The sequence below is a fragment of the Alphaproteobacteria bacterium genome, assembly GCA_033344895.1.
Lineage (GTDB): Bacteria > Pseudomonadota > Alphaproteobacteria > UBA8366 > Aestuariispiraceae > Pacificispira.
Genome location: JAWPMN010000001.1, coordinates 4,075,761 through 4,091,221, shown reverse-complemented (window position 1 = coordinate 4,091,221; position 15,461 = coordinate 4,075,761). Strand labels below are relative to the sequence as shown.

18 protein-coding genes and 1 tRNA gene are annotated in these 15,461 nt (G+C 61.1%); 10 read left to right on the top strand and 9 right to left on the bottom strand.

From position 1 onward, the window contains the following. The first annotated feature begins 75 nt into the window (after nucleotides 1–75). Together R8L07_19450 and guaA are read left to right on the top strand one after the other, a co-directional pair. Nucleotides 76–471 (top strand): RidA family protein, encoded by a 396-nt coding sequence (locus R8L07_19450; GenBank protein MDW3207717.1) that lies wholly within the window; start codon nucleotides 76–78, stop codon nucleotides 469–471. 71 nt (nucleotides 472–542) lie between these two features. Then, nucleotides 543–2,111 (top strand): glutamine-hydrolyzing GMP synthase, encoded by a 1,569-nt coding sequence (gene guaA / locus R8L07_19445; GenBank protein ID MDW3207716.1) that lies wholly within the window; start codon nucleotides 543–545, stop codon nucleotides 2,109–2,111. A 49-nt stretch (nucleotides 2,112–2,160) separates the two neighbouring features. Here the strand turns inward: guaA and R8L07_19440 are convergent, their stop codons facing one another. Together R8L07_19440 and R8L07_19435 are read right to left on the bottom strand one after the other, a co-directional pair. Beyond that, nucleotides 2,161–2,793 carry a glutamine cyclotransferase gene (locus tag R8L07_19440; protein MDW3207715.1) on the bottom strand — a complete coding sequence of 211 codons (633 nt, stop codon included), beginning with the start codon at nucleotides 2,791–2,793 and terminating at the stop codon, nucleotides 2,161–2,163. A gap of 9 nt (nucleotides 2,794–2,802) precedes the next feature. Continuing rightward, the gene (locus R8L07_19435) at nucleotides 2,803–4,023 is read right to left on the bottom strand and encodes a helix-turn-helix domain-containing protein (protein MDW3207714.1); all 1,221 of its coding nucleotides are present in this window, start codon (nucleotides 4,021–4,023) and stop codon (nucleotides 2,803–2,805) included. A gap of 108 nt (nucleotides 4,024–4,131) precedes the next feature. Between R8L07_19435 and R8L07_19430 the strand changes: the two genes are divergently transcribed. From R8L07_19430 to R8L07_19420, 3 genes are all read left to right on the top strand, one after another. Further along, nucleotides 4,132–4,398, top strand: coding sequence for a hypothetical protein (locus R8L07_19430; GenBank protein ID MDW3207713.1), 267 nt, complete (start codon nucleotides 4,132–4,134; stop codon nucleotides 4,396–4,398). Nucleotides 4,399–4,400: 2 nt separating this feature from the next. Then, nucleotides 4,401–5,105: a thioredoxin family protein gene (locus R8L07_19425; protein MDW3207712.1), complete on the top strand. Its 705-nt coding sequence runs from the start codon at nucleotides 4,401–4,403 to the stop codon at nucleotides 5,103–5,105. 124 nt (nucleotides 5,106–5,229) lie between these two features. Continuing rightward, on the top strand, nucleotides 5,230–6,579 hold the full coding sequence (locus tag R8L07_19420; protein MDW3207711.1) for a mechanosensitive ion channel: 1,350 nt from the start codon (nucleotides 5,230–5,232) through the stop codon (nucleotides 6,577–6,579). 45 nt (nucleotides 6,580–6,624) lie between these two features. Here R8L07_19420 and R8L07_19415 read toward each other — a convergent pair whose 3' ends face one another. Together R8L07_19415 and R8L07_19410 are read right to left on the bottom strand one after the other, a co-directional pair. Then, nucleotides 6,625–6,948 carry a metalloregulator ArsR/SmtB family transcription factor gene (locus R8L07_19415; GenBank protein ID MDW3207710.1) on the bottom strand — a complete coding sequence of 108 codons (324 nt, stop codon included), beginning with the start codon at nucleotides 6,946–6,948 and terminating at the stop codon, nucleotides 6,625–6,627. 348 nt (nucleotides 6,949–7,296) lie between these two features. Next, nucleotides 7,297–7,373: transfer RNA gene (locus tag R8L07_19410), tRNA-Pro, on the bottom strand. A gap of 124 nt (nucleotides 7,374–7,497) precedes the next feature. On the opposite strand from R8L07_19410, the gene R8L07_19405 reads away from it, so the two are divergent. Genes R8L07_19405 through R8L07_19385 form a run of 5 tightly spaced genes read left to right on the top strand, consistent with a single transcriptional unit; the run spans nucleotide 7,498 to nucleotide 11,058 of the window. Further along, the gene (locus R8L07_19405; GenBank protein MDW3207709.1) at nucleotides 7,498–8,088 is read left to right on the top strand and encodes a helix-turn-helix domain-containing protein; all 591 of its coding nucleotides are present in this window, start codon (nucleotides 7,498–7,500) and stop codon (nucleotides 8,086–8,088) included. Further along, nucleotides 8,085–8,867, top strand: coding sequence for an enoyl-CoA hydratase/isomerase family protein (locus R8L07_19400; protein ID MDW3207708.1), 783 nt, complete (start codon nucleotides 8,085–8,087; stop codon nucleotides 8,865–8,867). Before R8L07_19405 ends, R8L07_19400 begins: the two co-directional genes overlap by 4 nt. After that, entirely contained in the window at nucleotides 8,860–10,350 is a 1,491-nt protein-coding gene (locus tag R8L07_19395) for an AMP-binding protein (GenBank protein MDW3207707.1), read from the top strand. Before R8L07_19400 ends, R8L07_19395 begins: the two co-directional genes overlap by 8 nt. Next, on the top strand, nucleotides 10,343–10,699 hold the full coding sequence (locus tag R8L07_19390; protein ID MDW3207706.1) for a MaoC/PaaZ C-terminal domain-containing protein: 357 nt from the start codon (nucleotides 10,343–10,345) through the stop codon (nucleotides 10,697–10,699). The genes R8L07_19395 and R8L07_19390 overlap by 8 nt, the downstream gene beginning before the upstream one ends. Beyond that, complete coding sequence (locus tag R8L07_19385; protein MDW3207705.1) at nucleotides 10,693–11,058, top strand: phosphate acetyltransferase; 366 nt, start codon at nucleotides 10,693–10,695, stop codon at nucleotides 11,056–11,058. The genes R8L07_19390 and R8L07_19385 overlap by 7 nt, the downstream gene beginning before the upstream one ends. Before the next feature lie 33 nt (nucleotides 11,059–11,091). Here R8L07_19385 and R8L07_19380 read toward each other — a convergent pair whose 3' ends face one another. Genes R8L07_19380 through R8L07_19360 form a run of 5 tightly spaced genes read right to left on the bottom strand, consistent with a single transcriptional unit; the run spans nucleotide 11,092 to nucleotide 15,416 of the window. Next, complete coding sequence (locus R8L07_19380; protein ID MDW3207704.1) at nucleotides 11,092–11,847, bottom strand: alpha/beta fold hydrolase; 756 nt, start codon at nucleotides 11,845–11,847, stop codon at nucleotides 11,092–11,094. Between the two features lie 2 nt (nucleotides 11,848–11,849). Next, the gene (locus R8L07_19375) at nucleotides 11,850–12,902 is read right to left on the bottom strand and encodes a branched-chain amino acid ABC transporter permease (protein MDW3207703.1); all 1,053 of its coding nucleotides are present in this window, start codon (nucleotides 12,900–12,902) and stop codon (nucleotides 11,850–11,852) included. Between the two features lies 1 nt (nucleotide 12,903). Beyond that, nucleotides 12,904–13,935, bottom strand: a complete 1,032-nt coding sequence (locus tag R8L07_19370; protein ID MDW3207702.1) for a branched-chain amino acid ABC transporter permease — start codon at nucleotides 13,933–13,935, stop codon at nucleotides 12,904–12,906. A gap of 1 nt (nucleotide 13,936) precedes the next feature. Next, entirely contained in the window at nucleotides 13,937–14,659 is a 723-nt protein-coding gene (locus tag R8L07_19365; GenBank protein MDW3207701.1) for an ABC transporter ATP-binding protein, read from the bottom strand. Further along, nucleotides 14,652–15,416, bottom strand: a complete 765-nt coding sequence (locus R8L07_19360) for an ABC transporter ATP-binding protein (GenBank protein ID MDW3207700.1) — start codon at nucleotides 15,414–15,416, stop codon at nucleotides 14,652–14,654. Before R8L07_19360 ends, R8L07_19365 begins: the two co-directional genes overlap by 8 nt. Nucleotides 15,417–15,461 lie beyond the last annotated feature (45 nt).

The window sequence follows — 15,461 nt, the reverse complement described above, 5'->3', positions numbered from 1 at the left end:
GCAGGCCTGCCGGCGTCCTCGTCAGGGCGATCGGGGCTTGGTCCGGACCCGGATAATCAAGGGGGAAGACACACCATGTCCGACATTCTGCACCACATGATCGCCGCGGGCCCGACGCCCGTCGCACCGTTTTCGCATGCGACGGAGGTCAACGGCTTTGTCTTCCTGACCGGCCAGATGCCGACTGACCCGAATGATGACGCTGCGCCCTTGCCCGACGGGATCGTGGCCCAGACTCGCCGGGTGATGGACAATCTGACACTGATCCTGGACGGGCTCGGCCTGGGCTTGTCGGACGTCGTGCAGTGCCGGATCTATCTGACCCATTTCGACCGGGACTATGCGGCGATGAACCAGACTTATCTCGAGTATTTCGAGGCCGGAAAGCTGCCGGCCCGAACCACCATCGGCGTCACCGGGCTGGCCGTCGGCGCCCTGGTTGAAATCGATATGGTGGCGCGCCGGCCCTGACCTTGTTCGAGTAACGGATTTGCTATAGCTAGAAGCGCATTCCGCGCCTGCCAGAGGAAGATTCCAGAACCATGACAGATATTGTCGGCGACGACCGCATTCTCATTCTCGATTTCGGCAGTCAGGTTACCCAGTTGATTGCGCGTCGTGTGCGCGAGGCGGGCGTCTATTCGGAAATTCATCCGTTCAATGCCGTTTCCGACGACAAGATCCGAGCTTTCGCCCCGAAGGGTATTATTCTGAGCGGCGGCCCTGCCAGTGTGACCCATTCGGACACGCCCCGCGCGCCACAGATCGTGTACGACCTGGGAGTTCCGGTTTTCGGTATCTGCTACGGGCAGCAGACGATGTGCGCGCAGCTCGGCGGCTCGGTCGAAGGGTCGGATCATCAGGAGTTCGGCCGTGCAGAAATCGACGTCGTCGATGATTGCGGTCTGTTTGACGGGGTCTGGCAGAAAGGTGGAAAACCTCAGGTTTGGATGAGCCATGGCGACCGCGTGGACCGCCTGCCGGATGGGTTCCGGGTGGTCGGCAAAAGCGCCAACGCACCCTTCGCCGCCATCGCTGATGACGATCGTAAGTTCTATGCAGTTCAGTTCCATCCGGAAGTGGTTCATACTCCGGACGGCGCGCGCCTGATCTCGAATTTTGTGCATCTGGTCTGCGGCTGCACCGGCGACTGGACCATGGCGGCGTTCAAGCAGCAGGCGATCGAAAGCGTCCGCCGTCAGGTTGGTGAGGACGGCCGCGTGATCTGCGGTCTGTCCGGCGGCGTCGACAGTTCTGTGGTCGCGGTGCTGATCCACGAAGCCATCGGCGAACGCCTGACCTGCATCTATGTCGATCACGGGCTGATGCGCCAGGGCGAAAGCGAGCAGGTCGTGCGCCTGTTCCGCGATCATTACAACATACCGCTGGTTCATTGCGACGCGTCGGATCTGTTCCTCGGCAAGCTGGCCGGTGTCGACGATCCTGAAAAGAAGCGCAAGATCATCGGCGGCCTGTTCATCGATGTCTTCGAGGAGGAAGCGACGAAGATCGGCGGCGCAGATTTCCTGGCGCAGGGCACGCTGTATCCCGACGTGATCGAGAGTGTCAGCTTCGCAGGAGGCCCATCGGTCACCATCAAGTCGCACCACAATGTCGGTGGCCTGCCCGAGCGGATGGACATGAAGCTGGTCGAACCGCTGCGGGAACTGTTCAAGGACGAGGTCCGGGAACTGGGACGCGAGCTGGGGCTGCCGGAGAGCATGATCGGGCGTCATCCGTTCCCGGGTCCGGGACTGGCGATCCGAATTCCCGGCCCGGTCGATCGCGAGAAGGCGGATATCCTGCGCAAGGCGGATGCGATCTATCTGGAAGAAATTCGCAATGCCGGCCTGTATGACGAGATCTGGCAGGCCTTCGCGGTGCTGCTGCCGGTCAAGACGGTCGGCGTGATGGGGGATGCGCGAACCTATGATCATGTCTGCGGTCTTCGCGCGGTCACATCGACCGATGGCATGACGGCCGACAGCTATCCGTTCGATCACGCGTTTCTCAGCCGGGTCGCGACCCGCATCATCAACGAGGTGCGCGGTATCAACCGGGTTGTCTACGATGTGACGTCGAAGCCGCCCGGGACGATCGAGTGGGAGTAGGGGAGTGACCCGGGGCCGCCGCTGAAGGAGCAGCCGGGCGCGCTGTCGGCTAATCCGGCTTCCGTATGACGCGGACGGTTCCACTGTTGCCGCCGCCGCAGAAAAATCGGTTCCCGCCGTCCGCTTCCAGACCCGAGACTCCGCTGCCTGGTGGCATTTCAAGGGATTCCAGCACCGCGCCCGTCTCCGGATCGACGCGACGGATGTCGCTCATGTCGTCGTCCCATGTCCCGTGCCAGAACTCCCCCTGTGACCAGGTCACGCCGGTTACAAAACGATCAGACTGGATCGTTCGCAGAATATCGCCAGTTTCTGGATCGATCTGATGGATCTTCCGGTCCCGGTGCTGACCAACCCAGAGTGAGCCCTCCGCCCAGGCGAGACCAGAATCGCTTCCTGCGCCTGGGGATGGAATCTCCGCGACGATGGTGCCCGTCAGTGGGTCGATCTTGCGTATGACCGTCTCCGAGATCTGAAACAGGTACGTGCCGTCGAAGGCGGTTCCGGCATTGGCCGGCGTATCGACCGCACGGATGATCCTGCCGCTGTTCGGGTCGATTGCATTCAACCGATCGCCTGAGGCAAACCAGACATACTTTCCATCGAAACTGACCCCGGCGACATGATCGATGCCGGGGAAGGGACCGTACTCGCACAGGATTTCAGCGCCGGATTTCTTCATGCCCGGAGACTAGCGGGGAATGCCGGCGACGGGGAGTAACAAACTTGTCGGGAAACCCGGCACAGGCGTGGCCATCCAACGGCGGGAGCGCCCTTGGCCAATCGGCTCGACCGCGCCTTCGCCCGCGAGCAGTTTCATGGCCCGTTGCACCGTGCGTGCACTCATCCCTGTCGCTTCCGCCAGGGCGGAGCTCGACCAGGCTTCCCCGTCCGCCAGCAAGGCCAGAAACGCGCCATGCTCGCTTTCGGTCGGGGGCAGCAGCAGGACGATGTCGACATTCGTCCTGGGTCTCAGGACGAACCCTGCTTTCGTCGCCCTGATATCCGCCAGTGGTACAATGAGTTTTCTCAGACGCGCGACTTCTACCCGAAGCCTGACCCGGTGCGACTCGTCCGCCTGACGTGCCCCGAAGATCTGTTTGAGCAGTACTTCCCGGGCGGCATCCGTGGGCCAGGCCTCGGCAAGCGTGCGCAGGGCTGAGAATAGGACCGGGCGGTTCGTCATTGAAATGACGGTTGGTCCGGCCCGCAGAACGTTGCGGCAGACGTCGACAATCAGCGCGCCGGAGGAGAAGAGGGCTTCGACATCCGCGAGGGACGCCAACCGGTCATCACACTGCGTCAGGATACGCGCTTTTGGCGCCTGGAGTGACTTCGCCGTGGCTTCCACTTCCGCGGCAAGGGCAGGGATTGCGGCTTTTCGAGCCCCTCGTCTTGCCTGTTCCAACGCCGAATGTGCGGGCCGGGCTCGAACACGCCGGATCGCGATGCCCGCTTCGACGAGATTGCAGCCGACCCGAGTGGTCAGGGGGAGCCCCGATCTGTCAAAGGAAGAAAGCAGCGCCTCCGCATGGTCCAGGTGGCCGGTAAGAAGGTGACGCCGGGCGTCGAGATAGGCGGCATGGGCCCCATTCGCGAGATCGCCTGCCGCCTCAAGAACGGCGCGCGCACCTGGGAGTTCGTCCAAAGTCTTTCCGAGGTCCCGGGACACAAGGGCGACCTCGGCCTCGGCAACCACGCATCGCGCCCGGTATACGCTTTCAGTCGGGCCAAAGGCTCGAACGGCGGCCCGAAGCAATGTCCTCGCCCGTTCCAGATCGCCGAGTTGCGCCATCGCAATGCCACGCAAAGCCAGGGCCGGAGGATCGTTTCGCAGCGCGACCCGGTTCAGGGCTGCGAGCGGGTCGCCGCCGGAAAGGGCCCTGGCAGCGCTGTTGATCAGCGAGTCCATGAAAATCCCGTCACCTTTGTAACTCTCACCCGCGCGCCGGGCTGTCCTAGCGTGCCGCCATCGCAACCGCCGAGACAGGCACAATTGAACGGAGACGTGAAATTGGCAATGGCACCAGTACCGGGTACCGGCAGTGTACCGAAGGTGACGCGATGGGACCCGGCCGGATGGCTGAGCCTTGTCGTGTCTCCGATTTGTGCGGGGATGGCCTGGCTGTCGGCGGAGGCACCGGTCGACGGTTTATGCAACAGCCTGACAGGGATGCCCCTGATCAGCGACATGGCGCTCATGTATTTCCTCATGGGACTTTTTCACCTGCCGCCCTGGCTGAGGCTGACCGCCGCGACCTTCAATTCTCACTCGGAAGGAAACTGACCATGGATCGCAAGATCGCAAACCGCGATGACTGGCGCGACGCCCGCCTGGAATTGCTGAAGGCTGAAAAGGAACTGACCCGGCTGCGGGACGAAGTGACCCGAAAACGCCAGGCATTGCCCTGGCAACGCGTTGATGTGGCGTACCGGTTCGATACGACGGATGGCCAACGCACGCTGGCTGACCTGTTCGATGGCCGTTCACAGCTGTTGGTGCAGCACTTCATGTTCGTGGAGGGCTGGAAGCATGGCTGCCCAAGCTGCTCCTTCATGGCCGATCATATCGATGGCATGAACCGGCATCTGGCCCATCATGATGTCACCCTGGTGGCGGTGTCTCGCGCGACACTCGACGAGATTGAAGGGTTTCGGAAGCGTATGGGGTGGAAGTTCAATTGGGTCTCTTCGCACGGGTCGTCCTTCAACTTCGACTTCCGGGTCAGCTTCACGCCGGCGGATACGGCTGGCGGAACAATCGACTACAATTACGGCCAGTGGCGTCATCTCGGTGAGGAATGGCCAGGCATCAGTGCCTTCTTCAAGGACGATGATGGCAGTGTCTACCACACCTATTCGACCTATGGCCGGGGTGTGGAGGCGATGATGGGAACTTATGCGCTGCTCGATCTTGCGCCGCGAGGGCGCAACGAGGAAGGGCCGATGAGCTGGGTACGCCATCACGACCGCTACAATTTGCAATCCACATAAGCTGGGGGGCGTCACAGAGTAGGCAATCGGCGCCGCGCGGAACGACGGTTGGCTTGGCCCTTCCGGATTCCGCGCGGCCATTCATGCCGTAGCCAAACGAGCAGTACCGTCCTAGACTGCGCATATGCAAGAAGAAGTCGGGTTACTCGAACGCCTTTTGGACCCGGGAGAGATTCAACGACTTTCCGCGTCCGTCTGGACCTGGATCGATACGACGATCCTGGTTCCTTCCACTCTGATACAGCTTCTTACAATCCTTGCCGCATGGGCTCTGGCGCGACTGTTGTCCGGGACGACCCGCCGGGTTCTGGAGCGACAATTGGGGAAGGGCCGTTTCGCGCGGTTCACGGATCCAGCGCTCCGAACCATGGTTCCGCTCGTCCTGCCGGTCATCTGGCTGATCCTGCAATGGTTCAGCGTATTCGCCGCAAAACAGGCGGACTGGCCGCATCATCTGGTCGAAAGCGCGGTTAGCCTGCTGACGGCGTGGGTTGTCATCCGGGTCCTGTCCCAGGCAATCCGCGACCCGGGTTGGTCCAAATCTCTCGCATTTCTCGCCTGGACCCTGGCGGCGCTGAATCTGCTGGGGCTGTTGGCGCCGACCATGGCCACGCTGGACAGTATGGGGGTGACGCTGGGCGATGTCCGGGTCAGCGTATTGAGTGCGCTGAAGGCCGGGATCGTGCTCGTCGCACTGCTCTGGGCAGCCGGATTTCTCTCGCGGCTGGTCGAAGCCCGGTTCGAACATGCAAAGGGGCTTTCCCCGTCCGCAAAGGTACTGCTTGGCAAGACGGTTCGCATCTTCCTCATGGGCGTTGCCGTCGTCGCGGCTCTGGACAGTATCGGCATCGACCTGACGGCGCTTGCCGTGTTCTCCGGCGCGGTGGGGCTGGGCATCGGATTCGGCCTGCAGAAGGTCGTTTCCAACCTGATCAGCGGCCTGATCCTGTTGATGGACAAATCGGTCAAGCCGGGGGATGTGATCGCAATCGGGGATACGTTCGGTTGGATCAATTCGCTGCGGGCGCGCTACGTTTCCGTCATCACCCGTGATGGAACGGAACATCTGATTCCGAATGAGGAACTGATCTCACAGCGCGTCGAGAACTGGTCCTTCTCCAACACGCTGGTCCGACTGAAAATTCCGGTCGGAATCTCCTATGAGTCGGATGTTAAGAAGGCGATGGAACTGGCGGAGGAGTCGTCGCGGTCGGTCGCACGGGTTCGAAGCGACCCGGCGCCGGTCTGCCGCTTCATGGCATTTGGGGCGGATGCCCTGGAACTGGAACTGAGAATTTGGATCGACGATCCCCAGGCCGGGGTCGCGAATGTGCGAAGCGAGGTACTGCTGAATGTCTGGCAGATTTTCCGCGAGAACGGCATCGAATTTCCATTCTCGCAGCGGGATCTGCACATCCGTTCGTCGGTGGAAATTCCGGTACGCCTGAATCGCGACCCGCCGGATGGGGAGTGAAGGGCCCCACGAAGTTGGGCCCCAGCAATCGAGCCTCGCCGTTGTTCAGGCCGCTTCGTGGATGCAAATCAGCGCGTCTACCAGGCGTTGAGCGCGGGGGCTGGCAATGCTGTAAATCATGGATTTGCCATCGCGCCGGCAGGAAACAATGCCATCTTCGCGAAGTCTCGCGAGCTGCTGTGACATGCTCGGCTGACGAATGCCGATTGCCATTTCCAGCTCGCCCACGGTCAATTCGCCCTGCCGTAGAAGACAGAGAATCTTAAACCGATGCGGGTTGGCAAATGCACGCAACAGTGTCGTTGCCGCGTCGAAATCGACAAGTCGGTCAAACGACCGCTCGTCCGCGATGCTTGCATGCGCGGTCATAATCTATCCCACCAACTCATTGTTTAAGCGAATGCAAAGCAGTCGCCTCATGTGACCCAGCGGGATGTAATAGTCTTACCCGTATCTTTTCAAGGAGATTTTGGAAGCATTTTAGGCGAAGTGTACGATACGCGGTTTACGGGAAACTTGTGAAAGGGAACGGTTCATCTGTGGCATTCGAAAAGCGATGGGAAACCATGCAATTATGTCGGCAATCTTACATTTGTGCAGTCTAATTGAGGGTGAAGCCTCTGGAGGGGCGATTGAAGAATTTCGCGCAATCTGAAAATCAGACCCGTTCGAATATCGAACCAAACGAAGCAATTTGAACGGAGTCGAAACGGTGAGTGGTCGGGGCGGCTGGATTTGAACCAACGACCCTCTGCTCCCAAAGCAGATGCGCTACCAGGCTGCGCTACGCCCCGACATATGAAACGTTGCGTCTTCTATGGATAGTTCGGTGTCTTTGCAAGCGTCGAGCATGCAGCAAGCCATTCCGGCGATGAAATAGAGCTTGAATTTGAAACATGAATCAGTATTCATGATTTCATGGGTGTTCAAGCTGTGCCGAAAACGAAACGCGGACTGGCGCGCCGCGCAAAGATCCTGGAAGCCGCTGAGGCCGTCATCGGTGCTCAGGGCTTCGCTGCGGCATCGATCGCGGAAATCACGCAACAGGCCGAAACCGCACTTGGTACATTCTACATCTATTTTTCCAGCAAGGAGGAAATCTTCCGGGAACTCGTTCTGGAAATGGGGCGCCTGACCCGTTCGGAGGTGTCCGACGCCGTCGCGGGGGCCCCGGACAGGCTGACGGCCGAACGGCTGGGTCTGGAGGCCTTCTTGCGGTTTCTGCTGGCCAGGCCATCGCTGTACCGCATTGTCGAGGAAGCCAGGTTTACCGATCCGGAAGCCTATCGCAGCTATTTCACCGCCTTTGGCGATGCGTATGCAGCCGGTCTTCGGGAAGCGCAGCAGAAGGGCGAAATCTCCGCCGGCGATCCGGAAATCAGAGCCTGGGCGCTGATGGGCATGGCGCGGGCCTTGGGGGATCGATACATCCTCTGGGATGATGCTCCCGATATCGACCGTGTGGTTGAAGAGGCGCACCGCCTGATCCGTCGGGGACTTGAGCCGTGAACGAACTGGTAAGGCTGGATCTGCGTGATCTGCCGACCGGGGAGCGTTGTCATTTCATTCGGCTCGACGCGCCCCGTGCCAATGCTCTTGAACCTGGACTTCTCGACGCCCTCCAATCTGCGCTGGATGCGGTGATCGACAGCGGTGTCGAGCGGGTCGTTCTCTCGGGCGGCAGGAACTTCTCGACCGGCGGCGATGTCGGACGTTTTCACGATGCTGCGGAATCCGGAACGGTTCTGGAATACGCAAATGCCGTTGTGCCCCGCCTTCAGAAATGCGTCTATCGCATGATGGCGGCACCGGTGATCTTCGCCGTGGCGGCACGGGGTGCCATCACAGGCGGGTCCGCCGGCTTTCTATTCGCCGCCGACTTGTCGGTACTGTCTTCTGAGGCCTTTGTTCAACCGTACTATGGGACCGTGGGATTCGCACCCGACGGCGGCTGGACGGCGGTACTGCCTGACCTTATCGGAATTTCCGCAGCGCAGAATTGGCTCCTGACCGATCGCCGCGTTTCCGCCGGTGACGCCGTTGGGCTCGGCATTGCTACGGCAGTTGATGACGATCCGGAATCCCGATGCGTGGAGTTACTTGCGCGGATCGATGTCGACAGTGCGTTGGCTGCAAAGCGATTGCTCTGGAACGCGGAGCGCCTGCCCCGTGTCCGGGACGGTCTATCACGGGAAACAGCGGCCTTTTGCAGCTTGATTGGCTCGGACCTCGTGAAGGCCCGCATGGCGCGTTTCCTTGGCCGGGAAGAGGCCGCCGGCAATGTCTGATCTGCTCCCGGACATGGCGATGAAACGCGCGGAACTTTCGTGCGATGATCTGGCGTTTCACGATGCCATTTCCGGTCAGGACTGGAGCTTCTCCGCCATAAACGCGGCTGCCGACGCCATTGCATGTGGCTTCCGATCGATGGGGCTGGAGGAGGGGGAGCGCGTTGCCATCCTCTGCCACAATTGCGCGGAGTTCTTTCTGGCGTTGTTCGCCTGCCAGAAAACGGGCGTCATCCTGTGTCCGTTGAACTGGCGACAGCCTGCCGCCGAGCTTGTTGAGACGCTGGCCACCGTCACCCCCAGGGCCCTCATCCATGATCGGGCGATGGCTGAAACGGCCGCAGACGTCGCGCGGAGGTCGGGAGTTCCGTTGGTTGGGACGGATGGCGATCTCAAGTCTTGGATCGCCGCGGGCGGGCCGCCGCTGCGCGCCGCCATTCCCGCTGATCGTCCCTGGTACCTGCTTTTCACTTCGGGCACGACAGGGCGGCCCAAGTCGGTCATACAGACCGCAAAGATGGCCTGGGCGAATGCCGTGAATATCGGTCAGGCCATCGGCCTGACCGGGGCTGACAGGTCGATCAATTTCCTGCCCCTGTTTCATACCGCCGGTATTAATCTTTATACGCTTCCGGTTTTTCTGAATGGCGGTTTCTCCACCATCCTTCCGAAGTTTGACGCGGATCGGGTCATGGCCCTTCTCGAGGGCGGTGGCGTGACGCAGTTCTTTGGCGTCCCTGCCATCTATCAGGCCTTCTCGCTGTTGCATGACATCGATGCGGTGGACTGGGCCGGCATTCGCTGTGGCTGCGGCGGTGCACCGCTGTCGGAACCCTTGATCCGGTTCTTTTCGCAGCGCGGCGCCTATGTCCTGAACGGTTTCGGAATGACCGAAACCGGCCCGACGGTCTTTCTGATGGATGCCCGCCATGCCGCGGAGAAGATCGGCTCTGTCGGGCGGGCGCAGATGCTGACGGAGGTTCGGCTGGCCGGCGTACCGGACGGAGTGTCCGGTGAAGGCGAAATCCAACTGCGTGGGCCCAACATCACACCGGGCTATTTCCAGAATCCCGAGGCAACGGAGAAGACCTTTACCGAAGATGGCTGGCTGCAAAGCGGCGATGTCGGAAGGCGTGATGCGGATGGCTATTACTTCATCGTCGATCGTATCAAGGACATGTACATTTCCGGCGGCGAGAACGTCTATCCGGCCGAGGTCGAGCGTGTCCTGATCGCTCACCCGGCCATTCTGGAATGCGCCGTGATCGGCATTGCAGACGATAAATGGGGCGAGGTCGGTGCGGCCTTCATTACATTGCGACCCGGTGAAACCTTGTCGGCGGAGACATTGCGGCCCTGGTGCCGGGAAAGACTGGCCGCGTACAAGGTGCCCGCAATTGTCCGGATCGTAGAAGACTTCCCGCGCACCGCCGCCGGCAAGGTACGGAAACCGGAACTGAGAAAGCTGCTGGACCATGATTGACCTGTCCGCGCGTTGGGTGCCGACCCAGGCGGAATTCGATGCCTTTGCGGCGGTATCTGGCGACGACAATGCAATCCATGTGGACCCGGCATTCTCCGCCAGGACCGCATTCGGTCGTACGGTAAGTCACGGCATGCTGATCTATTCGAAACTGTGGGGGCTGTTGCAACAGGCGCGTCCGGGCGTCCGGCAGCGCATTCAGACCATGATGTTTCCCAATCCGGCCTTTGCCGAGGAGGAGATTGCCTTGTCGGTAATCGAAACAGCGCCTGGAAAGCTTGCCTTCAGGGCCATGCGTGTTGCCGACGGGGCGGAGGTTCTGGTTGGCGAGGCAGAAATCGAATGTTGAATGTCGGTCAGTCAGCGTCCGTTGCCCGCCGCTACTCCCGCACCGACCTGGAGCGTTTCTCAGCGTTGGCGGGCGCGGACCCGGGCGATCATGTCCCGGAACCGCTGATCGCCGCGTTGTTCTCCTACCTTCTGGGCGTCAAGCTGCCTGGGGCGGGCACGAACTATCTCAAGCAAGAACTGCATTTCAACCTGCCCGCACCGCTGGATACAAACTTGACCGCGAGCGTGGAAGTCACCCGCCTGCGCCCGGACAAGCACCTGGTCGACCTTTGGGCGCGTTGTGTGACGCCGGACGGGACGGTGATCTGTGAGGGGCGCTCCCTGGTCAAGGCGAAGGATGTCGCCGGAGGATTCTAGCGGTGCCTACGCCTTCGCATCCGACAGGGAGCGTCAGAGTTGGTCGGCAAAATCCAGTAGAGTATGTGCAAAGGCCGCCGGTTCTTCGAGATGAGGTGAGTGGCCGGACATTTCGAAGACCGCATGACGGCTTTGCGGTGCCTGGTCGGCGATCCAGCGTGAGGCGGCCTCCGGATAAACGCGACTGCGCTGACCGGAACATACCAGATAGGGCACGTCGATCTGCGGAATAAGCGCCCGTTCATCAAGGGCCACCAGGTCATGCCATAGCGCGCGCATTGCAGCAGGGGAGTGTCCGCGAATAATACGCAGTGCATCGGACCGGCTGAACCGGGGCGCGCCCTCCGGTGATCCGAACATGGTCGCCGCGATACTCTCGGTCGCAGAATGCCAATCCGTCTCGAACCGTGCGGTCGATGCGGCGACGGATTCCTCGGTCTGACCTATCAGGCCATGCGGCCAGTCTTTGGCCGGACTGACCCTGGGGCTCATGTCCACAGTGACCAGGCCGGTGACTTTCCCAGTTCCATGCCGGCGGATGTACCGCCACACCGCGGCCGCGCCCATCGACCAGCCAACGGGAATGACCGGATCCGGACCAAGCGCGTCGAGGGCGGACGCGAGGACATCTGCACAATCGTCCAGTGTCGGCGGTCGTGCCTTGGCGCTCCCATGTCCGGGAAGGTCGGGGGCGGCACAGATGCAGTTATCCCCCAGCCTTGAGATCAGGTCATCGAAAATACCGCCATGCATTGTCCAGCCATGCAGAAACAGGAACTGGTGCGCCACCGTCAGCGCCCCGCCCGCAATCGGCCGACGATGCCGGAGGGAAAGAAATAGACGCTCAGGATGAACAGAACACCCAGCCAAAGCAGCCAGCGATCCGGGTCCAGCAGTTGCGGCAGAAGCGGGATCATCGCCGTTGCGTCCGATGCGGCGCCCATCAGATTCTGCAGATAATTCTGCGCCAGAACAAAGATCGTCGCCCCGATGACCGCGCCGTACATCGTGCCCATGCCGCCGATCACGACCATCAAGAGGATGTCCAGCATGATCGTGAAGCTCAGCGTCGTATCCGGCCCGACATAGCGCAGCCAGATGGCAAACAGACTGCCGGCAAGTGCGGCGATTGCCGCGGAAAGACAGGTCGCGACGGTGCGATACCAGACGACCTTGTATCCGATTGCCTCGGCCCGGAAATCATTTTCCCGGATTGCCTGCAGGACGCGTCCGAAGGGTGAGTTGACGAGACGGAGAAGGATCAGGAAAAGCGCAAGCGAAGCGAAGAAGATCAGATAGTAGTTCAGAAGCTTTCCGTTGATCTTGACCCCAAAGACCTCACCCAGCCGGAAGGCAGGTGTCAGTTCGCGCGGAATGGAGTAGTTCAACCCGTCCTCTCCGCCGGTAATCCCGGAAAACTGCGAAACCAGCACCGCGACGGCCGAAGCGACGGCCAGGGTGATCATGGCAAAGAAGATCGCCCGGACGCGCAGCGAGAACAGCCCGATCAGCAAGGCCAGCAACGCCGCGCCGAGGGCGCCGAGCAGGGCGCCGATGAGCAGGGCGTCATAGCCCCGACCAAGATGCGTCGAGGCGAGGGCCACGCCATAGGCGCCCAACCCGAAAAACATGGTATGGGCGAAGCTGACAATGCCGCCGTATCCGAGCAACAGGTCGTAGCTGGCGACCAGGACGATGAAGATGCAGATCCGGGCGGCCGTCTCCAGCGAGCGGACCCCCGGGAACAGGAAGGGGGCAGCCGCCAGGCAGACCAGGATCGTGACAAGCAGTACGGTCAGGATCGTCGAGTGGGGCAGGTCGCGGGACAGGAGTGTCGAGATCATGCTACTTCGCCTTCACGATGGGCAGCATGCCTTGCGGCCGCCACATGAGGATTGCTGTCATCAGTCCGATATTGGATACCAGCGCCAGTTTTGGTTCGAGGAAGGCGACGTAGTTCTGCAAGAGCCCGACCAGCAGCGCACCAAGGAAGGCCCCTTCGACCGAACCGAGGCCGCCGATGATGACCACGATGAAGACAAGGATCATCATCTCCTCGCCCATTCCGGCGGTGATGACTTCCTGATAGAGCCCCCACATGACACCGCCCAGTCCTGCCAGGGCGGATCCGGCCACGAAGACACCGATGAAAACCATGCGCAGCCGGTAGCCCAGCGCCTGCACCATTTCGCCGTTTTCGACACCGGCCCGGACAATCAGCCCGATCTTCGTGCGCTTCAGAACAAGGCGCATGACCAGGAACAGGGCGATACCGAGTACGACGGCGAGCAACCGGTACTTTTCGACCGCGGCACCGGCAAAGGTAAAAGCCCCCTTCAGGGTCTCCGGGCGGGTCAGGTAGATTTCATCCGGTCCCCAGACGACATGGATCAACTGCTCGATCACCACCAGTCCGCCGACGGTAACCAGGATCTGCTTCAGATGGGCCCCATAGACCGGCCGTACGATGATCCGCTCGAAACCCCAGCCCATCAACCCGGTGACCGCCATGGCGGCCATGACGGCCAAGAACACGGCTGAAACATTGAGCAGTAGGGACGAGGCCCCGGTCCAGTCCCCCATCGCCAGCAGGACGGAAACTCCGACAAAGGCGCCGACCGAGATGAATGCGCCGTGACCGAAGTTGATGACATCCATCAACCCGAACACGAGGGTCAGCCCGGAGGCCATGATGAAGATCATCATCCCCATGGCGAGACCCGATACCGTCAGGGTCAACCATGAAGACGGTGCCCCGATTGCGATGAAGCCGATCAGCACGAGGGCAGGGATCAGGAGATACGGAGCCAATCGGGCAAGGCGCTCCGCAAGTGTCTCGGCAGCGAAAGTCGGTGTGTGGTCCGGTGCTGTGGTCATCTCAATGCGCTTCCATGCTGAGGCCCATCAGGCGTTCCTGCAACGCGGCGTCTTCCGCCAGTTGCGCCATGGGGCCGGCCCAAACGATGCGACCGTCATCCATTACCGCGGCTGTATCGCCCAGGGCTCTGGCTACAGCGAAGTTCTGCTCGACCAGCAGGATGGTCGCCCCCTGCGCCTTCAGTTTGCGCAGGGCGCCGGCCATGGTGGAGACAATGGCCGGGGCAAGTCCCTTAGTGGGTTCGTCGATCAGATAAAGGACCCGTTCTTCCGCCATCGCTCTGGCGATCGAGAGCATCTGCTTCTGACCGCCGGACAATGTCCCTGCCGGCGATTCCCAGAACGTTCGAAGCGGGGGAAAGACGGAGAACAGCCAGTCGCGGCGGGCAGGGTCCAGTGGGCCCGAAACCGCCGCAAGGATCATGTTCTCCTCTACCGTCAAATCGGAGAAGATTCCCATATCCTCCGGCACGAAGCCGATTCCGGCGCGGGCCCTGGCCGGTACGGTCTGACCGGTAATGTCCGTGCCGTCGAAGGTGATGCTGCCGGCCTTCGTCTGCCAGTGGCCGATAATCGTTCGAAGTGTCGTTGTCTTTCCGACCCCGTTCCGGCCGAGCAGCATGGTGACGCCGCCCCTTGGCACGGCCAGATCGACACCGTTGAGAATATGATACTGGGCGATGTCGGTATGAACGCCTGTCAGGGTGAGCACCGGTTCAGACATCTTCCAGATCCCGTCCCATATAGGCCTCCTGAACGATGTCGGACGCCATGACCTCGCCGGGCGGCCCGTCCGCCGCCAGGGCACCGTTATGCAGCACAATGATCCGGTCCGCGAGCGACCGGATGACATCCATCTTGTGTTCGACCAGCAGAATTGTGCGGTCGCTGTCCTTCTTGAGCTCAGCGATCAGATCGAGCACAACCGGCGCTTCGTCGACGCTCATGCCGGCGGTCGGTTCGTCGAACATATAGACCATTGGATCCAAGGCGATCAGCAGCGCCACTTCCAGCTTTCGCTGATTGCCGTGGCTCAGTTCGCGGACGGTCTGTCCCTTCAGGCGGTCCAGGCGGACACGCTCCAGGATTGCCATCGCGTCGGCAGTCAGTTTCGAATGGCTGTCGGCCATCGACAGTAGGCTGAATCCCTTGTTTGCCCGTGCCTGGATCACGAGGCGGACGTTTTCCAGCACGGTCAGGTTGGGGAACAGGTTGGTCAGTTGAAAGGCGCGGCCAAGTCCCTTGCGGCATCTCTCCGATACACCGTCCCGGGTGATGTCGGATCCCATGAGTTTTACCGTCCCGGCCGACGCCGGGATCTGTCCGGAAATCAGATTGAAATATGTCGTCTTGCCGGCCCCGTTCGGCCCCACGATCGCGGTCAGTTCGCCGGCGTGAAAGGAACAGGTCACCGCATCGACAGCGACGTGACCACCAAAGCGCACGGTCAGGCCGTCGGTTTCCAGGAGTGTCCGGGTCATGAAGTCACACTTTCGACGGGAAGGGCTGTGACAGCGGCAAGGGCG